Genomic DNA, 19211 nt, shown 5'->3' with positions numbered 1-19211 from the left:
ACAAGGCGACTGTGCACTCACGCACAGTTCCTGCTGCCCCTCATCCGCTCACGAAATGCACCACGCGGCGCGCTTGCCAGTGCCATCATCATGATGCACCCTTGCCCGATGCTTTGGTGATGTAGGCCGGATCCTCTCCCGGTCAGAGAAGTGGAAGCCCAGCGCCCGATGAAGAGCCATCCCGATGCCGCCAGCCGTACGGTGGCCGAGATAGTGACGCAGTTGCCCGTCCCGTCGAGGCTGGGCCTGATGCGTTTCGAGCGGCTCAATGAAGCCAGCTGGGCGATGCTTTTCCTCGATCCGACCTGCGAACGCGCCCTGGGCCTGCCGGCGAGCGAACTCTGCGCCCTGATCGACGCGCCCTACGCCAGCCTGATGGAACCGGAAAGCCGCTATCGGCTACACGACGACGTGCAACTGCAGTTGGCCCGGCATCCGCACTACTCCATCCAGTACACCTTGCACGCCCCTGATGGCCCGCTGTGCCTGCAGGAAATCGGAGAAGCCTTCCAGCAACACGGACGGCAGTTGCTGCGCGGCTTCTTGCTGGTGGTGAACGAACCCGCCGAACAAAAGGAACGGCTGAAGAACCTCGACCTGGAGGCGCAAAACAGCCAACTGCGCACTTCACTGGAACTCTTCCAGCGCTCCAAGGACGACCATCTGCAGCACCTGATCCGCTCTCGCGCCCAACAGAGCCTGATCGTGCGCCTGGCGCGCCACCGCTACACCTCCAGCAAACCGGCGGAGGAAGCGGCGCGACTCATCACCCAGGCGGCCTGCGAAGCCTATGATGTGGCGCGCGCCAGCATCTGGATGCTCGAGGGCAGCCAACTGGCGGCGGTCAGCCTGTTCCGCCGCAATGAGGACCACCACGAGCACCCGGGCAGCATGGATATGAGCCCGTTCCCGCGCTACCTGGAGGCCCTGCACAGCGGCCGCGCCATCGACGCCCACAATGCCCAGAACGACCCCCGCACCAGCGAGCTGACCCGGGAATACCTCAAGCCCGAGGGCATCACCGCCCTGCTCGACGCCAGCATCCGCGTCGGTGGCGAAGTGGTCGGCGTGCTCTGCCTGGAACACATCGGCACATCCCGCGTCTGGCAGGCCGATGAGATCGCCTTCGCCGGCGAGCTGGCCGACCAGTTCGCCCAGGTCCTGGTGAACCAGCAGCGACGCCACGCCACCAACGCCCTTCATCTGTTCCAGCGAGCTGTGGAGCAGAGCGCAAGCGCCTTCCTGCTGGTAGACCGTGACGGCCTGGTGGAATACGTCAACCCGAGCTTCACCGCCATCACCCAATACAGCGCCGATGAAGTACATGGCCGACGCCTGTCAGACCTGCCGGCACTGGAGAACCTCAGCGAGCTGCTGTTCGATACCAGCTCGGGGCTGGCGGCCTGCAACAGCTGGCAGGGCGAGTTCCGCAGCCGACGCAAGAACCTCGAGCCTTACTGGGGCCAGCTGTCGATTTCCAAGGTGTTCGGCGAGCACGGCGAGCTCACTCACTACATCGGCATCTACGAAGACGTCACCCAGAGCAAGCTGGCGCAGCAGCGAATCGAGAAGCTGGCCTACACCGACAACCTCACCGGCCTCGGCAACCGCCCCTATTTCATCCGCACCGTCGAAGAGCGCTTCCACAGCGATCGCGACACGCCGCTATGCCTGCTGCTGGTGGACATCGACAACTTCAAGCGGATCAATGACAGCCTCGGCCACCAGACCGGCGACAAGCTGCTGGTCAGCCTGGCGCGGCGCCTGCGCAACAGCCTGTCCCCCAATGGCGTCCTGGCGCGCTTCGCCAGCAACGAATTCGCCGTGCTGCTCGACGGCGCCGACCTGGAAAGCGGCCAGAAGATCGCCGCCCAGGTCCTGCAGACCCTGGACAAGCCGCTGTTCGTCGACAACCAGCTGATCAGCGTCACCGGCTCCCTGGGCCTCGCCTGCGCACCGCTGCACGGGCGCGATCCACAGACCCTGATGAAGCACGCGGGCCTGGCGCTGCACAAGGCCAAGGCCAACGGTAAGCACCAGCTCCAATTGTTCACCGAGGCGCTGAACGCCGAAGCCAGCTACAAGCTGTTCGTCGAGAACAACCTGCGCCGCGCCCTGGCCCAGAACGAGCTGGAAGTCTTCTACCAGCCCAAGCTGTGCCTCAAGAGCGGCCAGTTGCTCGGCATGGAAGCCCTGCTTCGCTGGCATCACCCGGAGAAGGGCATGATCAGCCCGGACCAGTTCATCAGCGTGGCGGAAGAAACCGGCATGATCATTCCCATCGGCAAATGGGTGATCCGCGAAGCCTGCCGGATGAGCAAGCGCCTCACCGCCGCCGGCCTCGGGGATCTGCAAGTGGCGATCAACCTGTCGCCCAAGCAGTTCAGCGACCCTGACCTCGTGGGCTCCATCGCCGCCATCCTCAACGAAGAACAGCTACCGCCCAAGCGCCTGGAGCTGGAACTCACCGAAGGCCTGCTGCTGGAAGCCACCGACGAGACCCGTCACCAACTCAATCACCTGAAGAGCCTGGGCCTGACCCTGGCGATGGACGATTTCGGTACCGGCTACTCATCGCTGAGCTACCTGAAGAAATTCCCCATCGACGTGATCAAGATCGATCGCAGCTTCATCAAGGACATTCCCGAGAACCAGGACGACAAGGAGATCACCTCGGCGGTGATCGCCATGGCCCACAAGCTCAAGCTCAAGGTCGTCGCCGAAGGCATCGAAACCGCGGCCCAGCTCGGCTTCCTGCGTCGCCAGCACTGCGATGTCGGCCAGGGCTACCTCTTCGACAAGCCGATTTCCGGCAAGCACCTGTTCGAGAACCTCGGCCGCTACCCTTGCCGCAAAGGCGTCTGATCAGCCGTTGAAAAACCACCGCGCAATCGGGGTAACATCGGGATTCATTGCATTCCCGAGGAGATGGCTGATGGTCCTGCGTTCGCAAATACTCGCCCACAAACTCGAGCTGCCCAGCGCCGCCCAAGCGCTGCCCGGCCGCGAAACGCCGATGCCAGTGCCCGACAGCCATTACGTCAACGGCCGCCCGCTGCAAGGCCCTTTCCCCACCGGCCTGCAAGTGGCCCAGTTCGGCCTCGGCTGCTTCTGGGGTGCCGAGCGGCGCTTCTGGCAACAGCCGGGTGTCTGGACCACCGCTGTGGGTTACGCCGGCGGCTTCACCCCGAACCCCACCTATGACGAAGTCTGCTCCGGCCTGACCGGGCACACCGAAATGGTGCTGGTGGTGTTCGACCCACGGGAAACCAGTTTCGACGAATTGTTGAAAGTGTTCTGGGAAGCCCACAACCCGACCCAGGGCATGCGCCAGGGCAATGACGTCGGCACCCAATACCGCTCTGCCATCTACTGCTACGACGAGGCCCAACTGGCCGCCGCCCGTGCCAGCCAGGCGCTTTTCCAGGCCGAGCTGGAAAAGTCCGGCTTCGGCGCCATCACCACGGAAATCGGCGAAGCGCCTGCCTTCTATTACGCCGAGGCCTATCACCAGCAATACCTGGCGAAGAACCCTGGCGGCTATTGCGGCCTGGGCGGCACCGGAGTGTGTCTACCCGCCTGAAGAAGGGCAGGCAGGGCGGTTGCCGAAGGATTAGACTCCACTGGCCAGTAGCCTCCAGTCACTCGGTATGCCGCCCCGTCCCCATTACATCCAACCCGAACAACTCTGCATCGGCCTCTATATCCAATTGGAGTTGGGCTGGTGGGAGCACGACTTCACCTTCAGCAACTTCAAGATCAAGGACGAAGCGCAGGTTCGGGCACTCAAGGCCCTGGGGCTCCAGCGGCTGCGCTATGACCCGGCCCGCAGCGATTGCGAGCCCCTGCCCCTCACCGCTCCCGAGGCGCCACCGCCGCCGGTCGTGGAAGATCCGGAGGCCCGCGCACGCGAAGCCCGAACCGAGAAGCTCCGCCTGCTACGCCAGCGCGTAGCTGAAGTGGACCGGCGTTTCATCCAGGCCAGCCTGCAGGTCAAGACACTCAACCAGACCTTGCGCAGCCGGCCGGAGGAAGCCGTGAAACAGGCCGGCGCCATCGTCGGCGAAATGGTGGAAACCCTGCTGGGCCAGCCGGGCGCAGTCCTCCACAGCATCACCGGCAAGGCCGCCGAGGACAGCTACTTCCACGCCCTGAACGTCACCGTGCTGTCCCTGCTGCTGGGCCGTCAGCTCGGGCTGGATACCGAGGCCTGCCACAGCCTGGGGCTCGGCGCGCTGCTGCATGACATCGGCAAGATGGAAGTCCCGAGCAAGGTGCTGCTCAAAAGCGAGCCGCTGACCAAGCCCGAACAGCAGTTCCTGCAACTGCATACCGACTTCGGCCTGAAGATGGGCCAGCGACTGATGCTTGATGACGAAGTGCTGCGGATCATCCACGAGCACCACGAACACTGCGATGGCAGCGGCTACCCGCGCGGCCTGAAGGAAGCGGGCATCGGCCGCCTGAGCAAGTTGGTGGCCATCGCCAACCAGTTCGACAACCTGTGCAACCCGTTCGACCCACGCACGGCCCTGAGTCCCCACGAGGCCCTGGCGCTGATGTTCAAGCAGCAGCGCCAACGCTTCGACGAGGTGGCGCTGAAAGCCTTCATTCGCGCCATGGGCGTCTATCCGCCGGGCAGCCTGGTACAGCTGGAAGATGAACGATACGCCCTGGTGCTGGGCGTGAACCCTGCCCAACCGCTGAAACCGACGCTGATCCTTCACGATCCTGCCATTCCCAAGCAGGAGGCGCTGATCCTGGACCTGGAGCAGGAACCGCGCCTGTCCATCGCCCGCAGCCTGCGTCCGGCGCAATTGCCGCTGGAGGTCCTGGAGTACCTCAGCCCACGCCGGCAACTGACCTACTACATCGAACCGCAGCCAGGCCGCAGCTGATATCACCTGCGGCCTGTTCCCTTCACTCTTCGATCAGCCAATCCAGCTGCCAGCCGCCCTTGCTCTGCGCCAGGTGCTCGGAGAGCCAGGGCAGGGTCTGGCGCAGCTCGTCCTCGATGCCCCACGGCGGGTTGGCGATGACCAGCCCGGAACCGTTCAAGCCGGAGTCGGCAGTGTCAGCCGCATGCACCCGCAGTTCCACGCGCAGCAGTTTGGGTGCACCGCTGGCCTGCAACCCCTGGTAGAAGCGCCGGAGCTGACGCTGGTCCTTGATCGGATACCAGATGACGACCACCGTCTGGCGCATGCGGCCAATGGCTTCGCCCAGGGAAGTGACGCAGCGCTCCAGTTCGTCGGCCTTCTCGAACGGCGGGTCGATCAGCATCAGCGCGCGCTTTTCCGCCACCGGCAGCAGCGCCCGCGCGATGTGCCAGCCCTCGCCCAGGTGCACGGCCACGCGGCGATCACCGGCCATGTTGTCTTTCAGCAGCTGGCCATCTTCTGGGTGCTTTTCGTTCAGCTGCAGCCGGTCCTGCGGACGCGTCAGGCGCCGGGCCAGCTCAGGCGAACCGGGGTAGTAGCGCAGGCTGCCGTCCGGGTTCAGCTCGCGGATGACCTTCAGGTAGTCCGCCATGGGCGCTGGCAGGTCGGGCAGATCCCATAGGCGGCCGATGCCTTCGCGCCATTCGTCGGTGCGACTGGCCTGGTCACCCAGGAGGTCGTAGAGGCCGACGCCGGCATGGCTGTCCAGGTAGGAGAACGGGGCCTCCTTGCGCGACAGCAGTGCGATCAGGCGGGCCAGGGTGAAGTGTTTGAGCACGTCGGCATGGTTGCCGGCGTGGAAGGCATGGCGGTAGTTCATGGGGAGTCCTCGCAAGGCGCGCATTCTACCAGTCCCGGGTTCACCACGGCTTCACCGGCTTTATCACGCTCATGGATGTTGCTAGGCACCCTTAATTCACCGATCTAGACTCGGCTGATCCTACCGGAGAGCCATCATGTCCGAGACCCTGCTCAGTTCCCGCAACCTTGCCTTCGAGCTCTACGAAGTGCTGGACGCCGAAGCCCTGACCCAGCGCGAGCGTTTCGCCGAGCACAACCGCGAAACCTTCGACGCCGCCCTGGGCACCGCCCGCAGCATCGCCGAGAAGTTCTTCGCCCCGCATAATCGCAAGGGCGACGAGGAGGAACCGGAGTACGTGGATGGCGCCGCCACCCTGATCCCGGAAGTGAAGCCAGCTGTCGACGCTTTCCTCGAAGCCGGTTTCCTCAATGCCACTCGCAGCTTCGAACAAGGCGGCATGCAGCTGCCGACGCTGCTGTCCCAGGCCTGCTTCGCGCACTTCCAGTCCGCCAACGTCGGCAGCTCGGCCTACCCCTTCCTCACCATGGGCGCGGCCAACCTGATCGAGAGCTTCGGCAGCGAGGAACAGAAGCAGCGCTTCCTGCAGCCGATGATCGACGGCCACTTCTTCGGCACCATGGCCCTCACCGAACCCCACGCTGGCTCGTCCCTGTCGGATATCCGCACCCGCGCCGAACCGGCCGCCGACGGCACCTACCGCATCAAGGGCAACAAGATCTTCATCTCCGGCGGCGACCACCCGCTGTCGGAAAACATCGTGCACATGGTGCTGGCCAAGCTGCCGGACGCACCGCCCGGGGTGAAGGGTATTTCGCTGTTCATCGTGCCCAAGTTCCTGGTCAACGACGATGGCTCCCTCGGCAAACGCAATGACGTGATCCTGGCTGGCCTGTTCCACAAGATGGGCTATCGCGGCACCACCTCTACCGCGCTGAACTTCGGCGATAACGGCGACTGCGTCGGCTACCTGGTAGGCAAGCCCCACGCCGGCCTGTCCTACATGTTCCAGATGATGAACGAGGCGCGCATCGGCGTCGGCATGGGCGCGGTGATGCTCGGCTACGCCGGCTACCTCTATTCCCTGGAGTACGCCCGCGAGCGGCCCCAAGGCCGCCTGCCAGACGGCAAGGACCCGACCGCGCCCCAGGTGTCGATCATCCAGCACGCCGACGTACGCCGCATGCTGCTGACCCAGAAGGCCTACGTGGAAGGCGCCTTCGACCTCGGCCTCTACTCCGCGCGTCTGTTCGATGACACCCAGACGCTGGCCACCGAGGAGCAGCGCCAGCAGGCCCACGAACTGCTCGACCTGCTCACCCCGATCGTCAAATCCTGGCCCTCGGAGTTCTGCCTCAAGGCCAACGAACTGGCGATCCAGATCCTCGGCGGCCACGGCTACACCCGTGAATACCCGGTGGAGCAGTACTACCGCGACAACCGCCTGAACCCGATCCACGAAGGCACCCACGGCATCCAGTCGCTCGACCTGCTGGGCCGCAAGCTCACGCAGAACAAGGGGGCAGGCCTCAAGCAACTGACCCGTCTGATCAATGAATGCTGCGAGCGCGCCGCGGCGTACGAGTCACTGAACGCCCTGCGCCAGCCGTTGGAACACCTGGCTGCACGACTTTCCAATGTCACCCTGGCCCTGCTCGGTGACCTGATGCAGGGCAAGGTCAACGAGGCGCTGGCCAACTCGGCGCTGTACCTGAAGGTCTTCGGCCATACCGTGATTGGCTGGCGCTGGCTGGAACAGGCGATCCGCGCGGAACAGGGCCTGGCCCGTGGAAACGCTGCCGACGCCGACTTCTATCGCGGCAAGCTGCAGGCCGCGCGCTACTTCCTCACCTGGGAAGTGCCCGGCTGCCACCACGATCTGGCACTGCTGGAAGCCCGCGACGACACCTGCCTGGCCATGCAGGACAACTGGTTCTAGCCCTTTTCGAGGGTTCTTCACGCCCCGCGCACATGCGGGGCTTTTTTATGGTGTCCGATAACAGCGCCCTGAACGCCATCAGTCGCTTCTTCATCCGCATTTCCCCCCGCTCCGGAACCTCCAACCAGCTCGCCTGCCCAACGGCTTCCCGATGCTGGCAAGAACCCTGCATGAAATCTTGCAGAGCCTTGCCACCGGCAGGTTAGAATTCCTCGGCATGCGCCCCCTGCATGTCCCGTAGTCCATCCCCCCTAATGCAAGGAGCCGCCAGTGGATGCCGCCACCGTCAATAGCCTGTTCCTGATCGGCGCGGTGCTGGTAGGCATGAGCATCCTGGTCAGTGCCTTCGGATCGCGCTTCGGTGTCCCCATCCTGGTGGTCTTCCTCGTCGTCGGCATGCTCGCCGGCAGCGATGGCCCCGGCGGTATCGTCTTCAACAACTATTCCCAAGCCTACCTGGTGGGCAACCTGGCGCTGGCGATCATCCTGCTCGACGGCGGCATGCGTACCCGCGCGGCGACCTTCCGCGTGGCGCTCTGGCCGTCGTTGTCCCTGGCCACCATCGGGGTGCTGGTCACCGCTGGGCTGACCGGCGTAGCAGCCGCCTGGCTGTTCAACCTGAGCACCCTGGAAGGCTTGTTGATCGGCGCCATCGTCGGGTCCACCGACGCGGCGGCGGTGTTCAGCCTGCTCGGCGGACGCGGTCTCAACGAACGGGTCAGTGCCACCCTGGAAATCGAGTCGGGCAGCAACGACCCCATGGCCGTGTTCCTCACGGTAACCCTGATCGAGATGCTCGCTACCGGCCAGTCCGGCTTCAGCTGGAGCTTCGTCGTCCACATCATCCAGCAGTTCGGCGTCGGCACCCTGATGGGCTTCGCCGGCGGCTGGCTGATGCTGCAACTGATCAACCGCCTGACCCTGGCCAACGGCCTGTACCCCCTGCTGGTGGTGGCCGGCGGCCTGCTGATATTCGCCCTGACCAACGCCGTGCACGGCAGCGGCATCCTCGCCGTCTATCTGTTCGGCCTGTTCCTCGGCAATCGACCCATCCGTTCCCGCCACGGCATCCTGCACATGCTCGACGGCCTGACTTGGCTGGCGCAGATCGGCATGTTCCTGGTGCTGGGCCTGCTGGTGACGCCCCATGAGCTCTTCCCGATCATCCTCCCGGCCCTGGGCCTGGCGCTGTGGATGATCGTGATTGCCCGACCGCTGTCGATCTTCCTTGGCCTCGCGCCATTCCGCGCCTTCCATGACCGCGAAAAGGCCTTCATCGCCTGGGTCGGCCTACGCGGCGCGGTGCCCATCATTCTCGCGGTATTCCCGCTGATGGCCGGACTGCCCAACGCCCAGCTGTTCTTCAACGTGGCCTTCTTCATCGTGCTGGTGTCCCTGGTGCTGCAAGGCACCAGCCTGCCCTGGGCCGCGAAGTTGCTGCGCGTCACCGTACCGCCCGAGCCCGCTCCCATCTCCCGCGCAGGCCTGGAAGTGCACCCCACCAGCGAGTGGGAGCTGTTCGTTTACCGCCTGGGCGCCGAAAAGTGGTGCATCGGCGCCGCCCTGCGCGAGCTGAAGATGCCGGAAGGAACCCGTATCGCGGCACTGTTCCGTGGCCGGGAATTGCTGCACCCCTCGGGCAGTACCACCCTGGAAGCCGGCGACATCCTCTGCGTGGTCGGCCATGAACATGACCTCCCGGCCCTGGGCAAACTGTTCAGCCAGGCACCGCAACGCGGTCTGGACCTGCGCTTCTTCGGCGATTTCGTGCTGGAAGGCGATGCCCAGCTGTCCGCCGTGGCGTCGCTCTATGGCCTGAAGCTCGGCGAGCAGGACGGCCATCAGCCCCTCGGCCGCTTCATTGCCCACGAAATCGGTGGCGAACCGGTAGTGGGCGACCAGGTGGAGTGGAACGGCCTGACCTGGACCGTTGCTCTGATGGAGGGGAACAAGGTGCGCAAGGTGGGCGTCAAATTCCCCGAAGGTCAGGGCCGCCCGGGGTTGTTCCTCTAGGGAAACCCGTCTACGACGGCCCTCCCGGCCCTTCAGGCCCCCGCCATGGAAACCAGGGGTTCGCCAATGCGCGAACCCGGATCACAACCGCTCGTGCCCGGCAGCCCCGCAAAGGCCGCCGTGGCATATCATTAGCCGCATTTGAACCCGAGCTGCCCGATCGCGATGATTGCTTCCTTGCGCACCTTTATTGCCGCCACCCTGCTGGGCCTCTGCCTGACCCCGGCCTACCTGCAGGCCGCCCCTGCCACCGGCATCGGCGTTCCCAAGCCGGCCGCCGCTCCAGCCGATAGCAAGCCCGCCGAAGGCGAGGCCCAGGCCAAGCCGCCGATCGACGAACAGACCCAGACCTTCGTCGCCAACCAGCAGGAAAGCGAGAAGAGCCTCGCCGCGCTCAAGCGCCAGCTGAGCGATGCGCCGCGCCTGGTCGGCGAAGCCCAGCGAGAACTGGCACGGCTGAAGACCAGCCCGCCGGTACCGGTGAAGGAGCGCTACGGCAAATCCGAACTCACGCAATTGGAAAAGCTGCTGGATGAGCGCAGCAACGAACTGGCCGAGCGCCAGAAGTCGCTGGCCGACGCCAACAGCCTGATCATCACCTCCCAGACCCGTCCGGAGCGGGCCCAGGCCGAGATCAGCGCCAACCAGACCCGCATCCAGCAGATCAACGCCATCCTCAAGACCGGCAAGGACAGCGGCAAGGCCATCAGCGAAGAGCAGCGTGCCCTGCTCACCGCCGAGCAGACCGCCCTCGCCGCCCAGACCGAGTTGCGCCGCGAGGAACTGGCCGGCAACAGCCTGCTGCAAGACCTCGGCAACAGTCGCCGCGACCTGCTCGTGGAGCGCATCCGCCGCCTGGAGCAGGAAACCCTGGACCTGCAGTCGCTGATCAACGAGATGCGTCGGGAAAGCTCGGAACAGACAGTCGCCGAACTCTCCCGCGACGCCGATCAGACCACGCCGGACAGCCTGGTGGCGAAGGAAAGCGCCATCAACCTGAAGATGTCCGACTACCTGCTGCGTTCCACCGACCGCCTCAACGAACTGACCGGGCAGAACCTGCAGACCCGCCAGCAGCTGGATAGCCTCAGCCAGGCCGACCAGGCCCTGGAGGAGCAGATCAGCGTGCTCAAGGGCAGCCTGCTGCTGGCCAAGATCCTCTACCAACAGAAGCAGGCGCTGCCGCAACTGCATCTGGACAAGAACCTGGCCGACGAAATCGCCGACATCCGCCTCTACCAGTTCGAGTTGAACCAGCAGCGCGACAAACTGGGCAATCCTGATGCCTACGTCGAGGGCCTGCTTGCCGACCAGCCACCGGAGCAGGTCACCCCGGAACTGCGCACCACGCTTACGGACCTGATCAGCACCCGCAGCGAACTGCTCGATCGCCTGAGCCGTGAACTGAACAACCTGCTCAACGAATCCATCACCCTGCAGCTCAACCAGAAGCAGTTGCAGGAAACTTCCCGGACCCTGCGCAACACCCTCGACGAGCAGATGTTCTGGATTCCCAGCAACAAGCCGCTGGACTTCAACTGGCTGAGGTCCGCCCCGCACATGCTGGAGCGCCAACTGGCCGAAATGCCCTGGGGGGCGGGCGTCCGCGAACTGGGCGAAGGCCTTGCGAACCGACCCTGGCTGTTCCTGCCGCTGCTGCTGTTGATCGGCGGTCTGCTGTGGAAGCGCCGCTACATCTACACCAGGCTCAACGAGATCAACCAGGACGTCGGCCACTTCAAGCGTGACAGCCAGGTGCACACGCCCGTGGCCCTGTTCCTCACCGTGTTGCTGGCCCTGCCCGTCAGCCTGTTCCTGATGCTTTGCGGCCTTGCCCTGCAGATCGATGCACGCGGCCAGAACGCCACGCTCGGTGCAGCCCTGATGGAGATGGCCCAGGCCTGGATGGTGTTCTACACCCTCTATCGCATCCTCGCCCCGGGCGGCATCGCCGAATTGCACTTCCACTGGGATCGCCCGCAGGTCGCCTTCCTGCGTGGCCAGATCCGCCGCCTCGGCGGCGTGGTCATGGCGCTGGTGGCCATCGTCACCGTGGCCGAGCACCAGCCCGCCGCGCTGGCCGACGACATCATCGGCGTAATCGTGGTGCTGAGCTGCTATGTCCTGATGACCCTCGTGCTGAGCAACCTGCTGCTGGCCGAACCGATGCGCGAGCAGACCTCGCCGTTCCGCCTGCTGATCGGCGTCGCCTTCACCCTGCTGCCCCTGGCGCTGATCGTGGCGGTGGGCTTCGGCTATTACTACACCTCCCTCAAGCTCACCGACCGCCTGATCACCACGCTCTACTTGCTGATCCTGCTGCTAGTGGTGGAAGCCACCTTCGTCCGCGGCTTGGCCGTGGCCGCACGGCGCCTGGCCTACCAGCGGGTGCTCGCCAAACGCCAGGCACAGACCAAGGAGAATGCCGAGGGCGAGGAAGTGGTGGTGGAAGAGCCTGCACTCGACATCGAGAAGGTCAACCAGCAGTCGCTGCGCCTGATCCGCCTCGCCCTGCTGGGTGTGTTCCTCGCGTGCCTGTACCTGGTCTGGGCTGACCTGATCAGCGTGTTCGCCTACCTCGACCAAGTGACCCTCTACCAGTACTCCACGGGTACCGGCGACGCGACCACCCTGGTCCCCATCAGCATGCTGGATGTGCTCGGTGCGCTGATCATCGCCGGCATCACCACGGCACTCGCGCGAAACCTGCCGGGCCTGCTGGAAGTGCTGGTGCTGTCGCGGCTCAAGCTGGCCCAGGGCAGCGCCTACGCCACCACCACCCTGCTGTCGTACGCCATTGCCGGCATCGGTTTCGTCAGCGCGCTGTCCACCCTCGGGGTCAGCTGGGACAAGCTGCAATGGCTGGTGGCCGCGCTCTCGGTAGGTATCGGCTTCGGCATGCAGGCGATCTTCGCCAACTTCATTTCCGGCCTGATCCTGCTGTTCGAGCGCCCGGTGCGCATCGGCGACCTGGTGACCATCGGCACCGTCACCGGCACGGTAAACCGCATCCGCATCCGCGCTACGCACATCACCGACAGCGACCGCAAGGAAGTGATCGTACCGAACCAGACCTTCCTCACCAGCCAGTTGATCAACTGGACCCTGACCGACACCGTCACCCGCATCGTGCTGGTGTACAACGTCAACCGCAGCTCCGATCTCGACCTGGAACTGGTGCGCAAGCTGCTCTTGCAGGCCACCATGGAAAACTCGCGCGTGCTGCGCGACCCGGCACCCACCGTACAGCTGAAGACCTACGGCGCCAGCGCCCTGGAGCATGAGCTGAAGATCTACGTGCGCGAACTGGGCGACCGCGGCCTGGCGACCGACGAACTGAACCGGCGCATCGACCAGTTGTTCAAGGAGCACGATATCAACACCTCCAGCACGCCGAAGATGGACGTTACCCTTACCCGCAAGATCGAGAAGCACGCCGAGGACGAAGTCGAAGCCGTATCGATACCGGTCAAGGACAAGGTGCCGGTTCCGGAGTCCCGATGAGCCACGCCACCCAGGTTCTTCCGAACGCACTGGCGGCATGACAAGCTGAAGCCATGAAGACACTCGACGAATTGCAGTTCGACAACCGCTTCGCCCGCCTGGGTGATGCGTTCTCCACCGAGGTGTTGCCAGAGCCCATCGCCGAGCCGCGCCTGGTGGTGGCCAGCCCGGCAGCCATGGCGCTGCTCGACCTCGACCCGGCCGAGGCGGAGACCCAGGTCTTCGCCGAGCTGTTCTCCGGACACAAGCTCTGGTCCGAGGCAGAGCCACGGGCGATGGTCTATTCCGGGCACCAGTTCGGTGTGTACAACCCGCGCCTGGGTGACGGCCGCGGCCTGCTGCTGGGCGAGGTGCTCAACGATGCCGGCGAGCACTGGGACCTGCACCTCAAGGGCGCCGGGCAGACGCCCTACTCACGCATGGGCGATGGCCGCGCGGTGCTGCGCAGCTCGATTCGCGAATTCCTCGCCAGCGAATACCTGAATGCCCTGGGTATCCCCACCAGCCGCGCGTTGTGCGTGACCGGCTCTTCGAGTCCGGTGTACCGGGAAACCCGCGAGACCGGCGCCATGTTGCTGCGCCTGTCGCCGAGCCACGTGCGCTTCGGCCACTTCGAATACTTCTATTACACGCGCCAGCACGAGCAGCTCGAAGCCCTCGGCCGGCACGTCATGGAATGCCATTTCCCGCAGTGCCTGGAACAGGAGCAGCCCTGGTCGGCCTTCTTCCGCGAGGTCCTGGAACGCAATGCCGAGCTGATCGCCCTCTGGCAGGCCTACGGCTTCTGCCACGGCGTGATGAACACCGACAACATGTCGATCCTGGGCATCACCTTCGACTACGGCCCCTACGCGTTCCTCGACGACTTCGACGCCAATCACATCTGCAACCACTCCGACGACGGTGGCCGCTACAGCTTCAGCAACCAGGTGCCCATCGCCCACTGGAACCTGGCGGCCCTGGCCCAGGCGCTGACGCCCTTCGTCGAAGTGGAGCAATTGCGCGAGACCCTCAACCTCTTCCTGCCGCTCTACCAGGCCCACTACCTGGACCTGATGCGCCGGCGACTGGGCTTCACCTCCGCCGGAGATGTCGACGAGGCGCTGGTGCAGCGTCTGCTGCAACTGATGCAGGGCAGCGCCGTGGACTACAGCCAGTTCTTCCGCCGCCTGGGCGATGAAGCACCGGAACAGGCACTGCGCAAACTGCGGGAAGATTTCGTCGACCTGGCCGGCTTCGATGCATGGGCGGCCGACTACCAGGCCCGCGCAGCGCTGGATGGCGACGACCAGCAGGCGCGCCGCGCACGCATGCACGCCGTGAACCCCCGGTATGTCCTGCGCAACTACCTGGCCCAACGCGCCATCGAGACTGCCCAGCAAGGCGATTACTCAGAGGTGCGCCAGCTCCACGCCGTGCTGTCCCGCCCCTTCGACGAGCAGCCCGGCATGGAACGCTATGCCGAGCGCCCGCCGGAATGGGGCAAGCATCTGGAAATCAGCTGCTCGTCCTGAGCCGCCATCCCTGTAGGAGCTAGCTTGCTAGCGAACAGCGGTTTCTTCGCCAGCAAGCTGGCTCCTACGAAGTAAGGCTAACTGCCCAGCATCCAGTCCAGGCCCATCGCAACATGCCGCTCGCCGCTGTCCACCAGCGGTAGCGGCGATTCGCAGCCTTCCAGCAGCAGCCCGATCTCGGTGCAACCAAGTACCGCCGCCTGCGCACCCTGCGCCTTTAGCTGCGCCAGCTGGTCGAGGTAGAAGGCGCGGGCATCGGGCAGGAACTGGCCGACGCACAGTTCCTGGAAGATGACCCGGTCGATTTCGCTGATGGCCTGGGCATCCGGCACCAGCACTTCAATGCCGTAGCGCTGGCCCAGGCGCTCGCGATAGAAGGCCTCCTGCATGGTGAAGCGGGTACCGAGCAGCGCCGCGCGCTCGACCCCTTGCCCCTGCAGCGCCTGGCCGACGGCATCGCCAATGTGCAGGAGCGGGATATCCACAGCCTGCTCGATGGCCGCCGCCACCTTGTGCATGGTGTTGGTCGCCAGCAGCAGTGCCGTGGCACCGGCACTCTCGAGCCCCCTGGCAGCCTCGGCCAGCACCTGGCCCGCAGCCTCCCATTCGCCGGCCTTCTGCTGGGCAGCGATCGGCGCGAAGTCCACCGAATGCAGCAATAACGGCGCGGAGTGCAGCCCGCCCAGGCGATCGCGCACGCCGCGATTGAGCAACTGGTAATAGGTTACGGTCGACTCCCAGCTCATCCCACCCAGTACACCCAGCATGCGCATGACAACCCTCTCCGTGAAATGGAAAACACCAGCCTAGTCCAGGCCCACCGCAGGTCGGGAATACAGTTACAAGGCAACTGGGAGGTACAGCCACGTCGAGTGAACGCCAGCCGACTGCAAAGGCCCGTACGCACGAAATGGAATATAAACCTGCACAAATCTTCTTAGACTCTCTAAGAAAAGCGAATTATCTTCGGCCCCCTGCTTATTCCAGCCTGTTCTACCACCCACTGTCAGGCGCTGTGCCCGCATGAAGATTCGCGACCTCGACCTCAGCCAGAGTTCGATCAACACCGAACACGAAGCGCTGGGGATCCCGCCAGTCGAAGATTTCGTTTCCCATCCTGACGACCACCCGGTTCTGCGGGCTGCGATGTGGGCGGCGATCCTCATTCTGGTCGGCTTGCTCAGCTTCCTCGCCTGGCGCCTGTTCTTCGATAACGGCGGCAACAGCGGCCTCGAAATCATCGAGAACGCACTGACCAGCAAGGGCTTCTGGAGCGCGGTCGCGGTAGGCTTCTTCGCCCAGGTCATCGACGGCGCCCTGGGCATGGCCTATGGCATCACCGCCACCACCTTCCTGCTCACCACCGGCGCCTCTCCCGCCGCGGCCAGCGCCAGCGTACACATCGCCGAAGTCTTCACCACCGGCCTGTCCGGCATCTCCCATGTGAAGCTGGGCAACGTCAACAAGTCCCTGTTCCTGCGCCTCTTGCTGCCGGGCATCATCGGCGCCGTACTGGGTGCAGTGCTGATCACCCAGTTCGACGGCGCGGCACTCAAGCCCTTCATTTCCGCCTACCTGCTGCTGATGGGCCTGTACATCCTGAGCAAGGCCTATCGTCACATCGCCAAGCGCAAGGCACCGAAGCACGTAGCCAAGCTGGCGCTGTTCGGTGGCTTCGTCGATGCGGCAGGCGGTGGTGGCTGGGGGCCGGTGGTCACCAGCAGCCTGATCGGCTCCGGTACCGATCCGCGCACCACCATCGGTTCGGTGAACTTCGCGGAGTTCTTCCTGACCATCTCCAGCGCCACCTCCTTCATCCTCCTGGCCGGCGCCCCGGACACCTGGAAGATGGTTGCCGGCCTGGTATTCGGTGGCCTCTTCGCGGCGCCCCTTGCCGCCCTGCTGTGCAAGAAGCTGTCGCCGCGCACCCTATTGATCATCGTCGGCTGCCTGATCACCCTGATCAGCGCCTTCAACATCTACAAGTCGCTGGCCTGATCTCGCGACGACGATCTAAGTACAGAAGCAAAGGTTCTAGCCCCGGCCCCTGTCAGTCCTTTCGACGGATTGACCGGGGCCGGTGTGTTTTCACATGCTGCGTGCCTCCAACTGCCGAAGGAACGCAACTGCATGAAACCGGAAACCCTCGCCGTCCACGCCGGCTACAGCCCCGACCCAACCACCAAGGCCGTGGCCGTGCCGATCTACCAGACCACCTCCTACGCCTTCGATGACACCCAGCACGGGGCGGACCTGTTCGACCTCAAGGTGGCCGGCAACATCTACAGCCGCATCATGAACCCCACCAACGACGTGCTGGAAAAACGTGTGGCGGCACTGGAAGGCGGCGTTGGCGCCCTGGCGGTCGCCTCGGGCATGGCGGCCATCACCTATGCCATCCAGACGCTGGCCGAAGCCGGCGACAATATCGTCTCGGTGGCCAAGCTCTATGGCGGCACCTACAACCTCTTCGCCCACACACTGCCGCGCTCAGGCATCCAGGTACGCTTCGCCGCCCATGACGACATTGCCGCCCTGGAAGCGCTTATCGACGAACGCACCAAGGCGGTGTTCTGCGAGTCCATCGGCAACCCGGCGGGCAACATCGTCGACCTCGCGGCCCTGGCCGAGGCGGCCCACCGCCACGGCGTGCCGCTGATCGTCGACAACACCGTAGCCACGCCCATCCTCTGCCGTCCCTTCGAGCACGGTGCGGACATCGTGGTGCATTCGCTGACCAAGTACATCGGTGGCCACGGCACCAGCATTGGCGGCATCGTTGTCGACTCCGGCCAGTTCCCCTGGGCCCAGCACAAGGACCGCTTTCCGCTACTCAATACCCCCGACCCGTCCTACCACGGCGTCACCTACACCGAAGCCTTCGGTCCCGCCGCCTTCATCGGGCGCTGCCGCGTTGTGCCCCTGCGCAACATGGGCGCGGCGCTCTCGCCGTTCAACGCGTTCCTGATCCTCCAGGGCCTGGAGACCCTGGCCCTGCGCATGGAGCGTCACACCGGCAACGCGCTCGAAGTCGCCCGTTTCCTGCAAGCGCACCCGCAGGTGGCCTGGGTGAAATACGCCGGCCTGCCGGATCACCCCGAACATGCCCTGGCGCAGCGCTACACCGGCGGCAAGCCGGCCTCCATCCTCAGCTTCGGCATCCTCGGCGGCATCGAAGCCGGTACGCGCTTCATCGATGCCCTGAAATTGGTGGTTCGCCTGGTGAACATCGGCGACGCCAAGTCCCTGGCCTGCCACCCGGCCTCCACCACTCACCGCCAGCTCAACGAGGAGGAACTGGCACGGGCGGGGGTGAGCCGCGACATGGTGCGCCTGTCCATCGGTATCGAGCACATCGACGACATCCTCGCCGACCTGGCCCAGGCCCTGGAGGCCTCCCGCGGCTAACGCCCGGGACTTGATTTATGCCGGTTCCGGCTCCAGATCAGGGTCAGTCCCGATCTGGAGCCGACCATGACCGATCCCCTGCTCATTCCCTGCGCCCACTGCGCCGGGCTGAACCGTATCCCCGCTGCCCGCCTGGGCGACTCTCCGCGCTGTGGCCACTGCAAGAGCGCTGTGCTTCCTGCAGCACCCTTCGACTTGAATGAAGCCGACTTCGCCAAGCAACTTCGAGGCGACCTCCCCCTTCTGGTGGACGTCTGGGCGGACTGGTGCGGCCCCTGCAAATCCTTCGCGCCCATCTACCAGCAGGCCGCCGGACAGCTCCAGGGTCGCTGCCGCCTGGGCAAGCTGGACAGCGAAGCCAATCGCAACCTGGCGGGGCAACTGGGCATCCGCTCCATCCCGACGCTGATCCTGTTCAAGGACGGCAAGGAAGTCGCCCGCCAGAGCGGTGCCCTGCCGCTGCCGCAATTGATCAGTTGGCTCAGCTCCCAGGGCATCTGATCGCTTCGGTCAATCGCGCTGGCCATCCCGGTCATTGCCGAGCTCGCCGCGCCGGCTAGGCTCTGGAAACCACAACGCTGGAGCCCGCCATGTCCATGCCCCCTGAGCTGGTTCGCCAGCTCACCGAAGAACATATCGCCTTCGTCAAACGCAGCGGCCTGCAGGCCGAGATCCTGGAGCCGGGACACGTGCGCCTGCGCATGCCGCTGCAAGGTAACCAGAACCACATCGGCACCCTGTATGCCGGGGCGATCTTCACGCTGGCCGAGATGCCCGGCGGCGCGCTTTTTCTCACCAGCTTCGACGCCCGTCGCTTCTATCCCATCGTGAAGGAGATGAACCTGCGCTTCCGCCGGCCGGCCAAGGGCGACATCACGGTGGATGCACGTATCGACCAGGCGGAGATCACGCGCATCCAGAACGAAGCCGAAGCCAGCGGCAAGTCCGAGTACTGGCTAGAGCTCCAGCTATTGGATGCCGACGGAGAAGTGGTCGCTGAAAGCCGCGGGTTGTACCAGATGCGGGCACATTGAGCGGCCTTGCGCTGGATCAATCTGCCGCGCGACGAAAGG

Annotated in this window: 13 protein-coding genes; 11 read left to right on the top strand and 2 right to left on the bottom strand. The window is 64.7% G+C overall.

From position 1 onward, the window contains the following. Positions 1–168: 168 nt before the first annotated feature. From E8F06_RS20105 to E8F06_RS20095, 3 genes are all read left to right on the top strand, one after another. Positions 169–2865, top strand: coding sequence for an EAL domain-containing protein (locus tag E8F06_RS20105; protein ID WP_280370364.1), 2697 nt, complete (start codon positions 169–171; stop codon positions 2863–2865). A gap of 70 nt (positions 2866–2935) precedes the next feature. Then, positions 2936–3583: a peptide-methionine (S)-S-oxide reductase MsrA gene (msrA, locus tag E8F06_RS20100; RefSeq protein ID WP_280370362.1), complete on the top strand. Its 648-nt coding sequence runs from the start codon at positions 2936–2938 to the stop codon at positions 3581–3583. Positions 3584–3650: 67 nt separating this feature from the next. Further along, positions 3651–4898 (top strand): HD-GYP domain-containing protein, encoded by a 1248-nt coding sequence (locus E8F06_RS20095; RefSeq protein WP_280370360.1) that lies wholly within the window; start codon positions 3651–3653, stop codon positions 4896–4898. 22 nt (positions 4899–4920) lie between these two features. On the opposite strand, the gene rlmJ is transcribed toward E8F06_RS20095, so the two are convergent. Next, complete coding sequence (gene rlmJ, locus E8F06_RS20090) at positions 4921–5760, bottom strand: 23S rRNA (adenine(2030)-N(6))-methyltransferase RlmJ (protein WP_280370358.1); 840 nt, start codon at positions 5758–5760, stop codon at positions 4921–4923. 136 nt (positions 5761–5896) lie between these two features. On the opposite strand from rlmJ, the gene E8F06_RS20085 reads away from it, so the two are divergent. The 4 genes from E8F06_RS20085 (at position 5897) to selO (ending at position 14730) form a co-directional block, all read left to right on the top strand. Next, positions 5897–7699: an acyl-CoA dehydrogenase gene (locus E8F06_RS20085; protein ID WP_280370356.1), complete on the top strand. Its 1803-nt coding sequence runs from the start codon at positions 5897–5899 to the stop codon at positions 7697–7699. Between the two features lie 270 nt (positions 7700–7969). After that, positions 7970–9712 (top strand): potassium/proton antiporter, encoded by a 1743-nt coding sequence (locus E8F06_RS20080; RefSeq protein WP_190829689.1) that lies wholly within the window; start codon positions 7970–7972, stop codon positions 9710–9712. 165 nt (positions 9713–9877) lie between these two features. Then, positions 9878–13216 carry a mechanosensitive channel MscK gene (mscK, locus tag E8F06_RS20075; RefSeq protein WP_280370354.1) on the top strand — a complete coding sequence of 1113 codons (3339 nt, stop codon included), beginning with the start codon at positions 9878–9880 and terminating at the stop codon, positions 13214–13216. A gap of 53 nt (positions 13217–13269) precedes the next feature. Further along, positions 13270–14730, top strand: a complete 1461-nt coding sequence (gene selO / locus E8F06_RS20070; RefSeq protein WP_280370352.1) for a protein adenylyltransferase SelO — start codon at positions 13270–13272, stop codon at positions 14728–14730. A 77-nt stretch (positions 14731–14807) separates the two neighbouring features. On the opposite strand, the gene E8F06_RS20065 is transcribed toward selO, so the two are convergent. Further along, positions 14808–15503 (bottom strand): aspartate/glutamate racemase family protein, encoded by a 696-nt coding sequence (locus E8F06_RS20065; RefSeq protein WP_280370351.1) that lies wholly within the window; start codon positions 15501–15503, stop codon positions 14808–14810. 250 nt (positions 15504–15753) lie between these two features. On the opposite strand from E8F06_RS20065, the gene E8F06_RS20060 reads away from it, so the two are divergent. The 4 genes from E8F06_RS20060 (at position 15754) to E8F06_RS20045 (ending at position 19172) form a co-directional block, all read left to right on the top strand. Continuing rightward, complete coding sequence (locus tag E8F06_RS20060) at positions 15754–16728, top strand: sulfite exporter TauE/SafE family protein (protein ID WP_280370349.1); 975 nt, start codon at positions 15754–15756, stop codon at positions 16726–16728. A 132-nt stretch (positions 16729–16860) separates the two neighbouring features. After that, the gene (locus E8F06_RS20055; RefSeq protein WP_280370347.1) at positions 16861–18138 is read left to right on the top strand and encodes a bifunctional O-acetylhomoserine aminocarboxypropyltransferase/cysteine synthase; all 1278 of its coding nucleotides are present in this window, start codon (positions 16861–16863) and stop codon (positions 18136–18138) included. Positions 18139–18204: 66 nt separating this feature from the next. After that, positions 18205–18639 carry a thioredoxin TrxC gene (trxC, locus tag E8F06_RS20050; protein ID WP_280370346.1) on the top strand — a complete coding sequence of 145 codons (435 nt, stop codon included), beginning with the start codon at positions 18205–18207 and terminating at the stop codon, positions 18637–18639. A gap of 89 nt (positions 18640–18728) precedes the next feature. Further along, entirely contained in the window at positions 18729–19172 is a 444-nt protein-coding gene (locus E8F06_RS20045; protein WP_280370343.1) for a YiiD C-terminal domain-containing protein, read from the top strand. Positions 19173–19211 lie beyond the last annotated feature (39 nt).

This window comes from Pseudomonas sp. BN411, assembly GCF_029871235.1.
In the GTDB taxonomy this organism is placed as follows: domain Bacteria; phylum Pseudomonadota; class Gammaproteobacteria; order Pseudomonadales; family Pseudomonadaceae; genus Metapseudomonas.
Note: the sequence above shows the minus strand (reverse complement) of the source record. Positions and strands in the feature narration are given on the sequence as shown.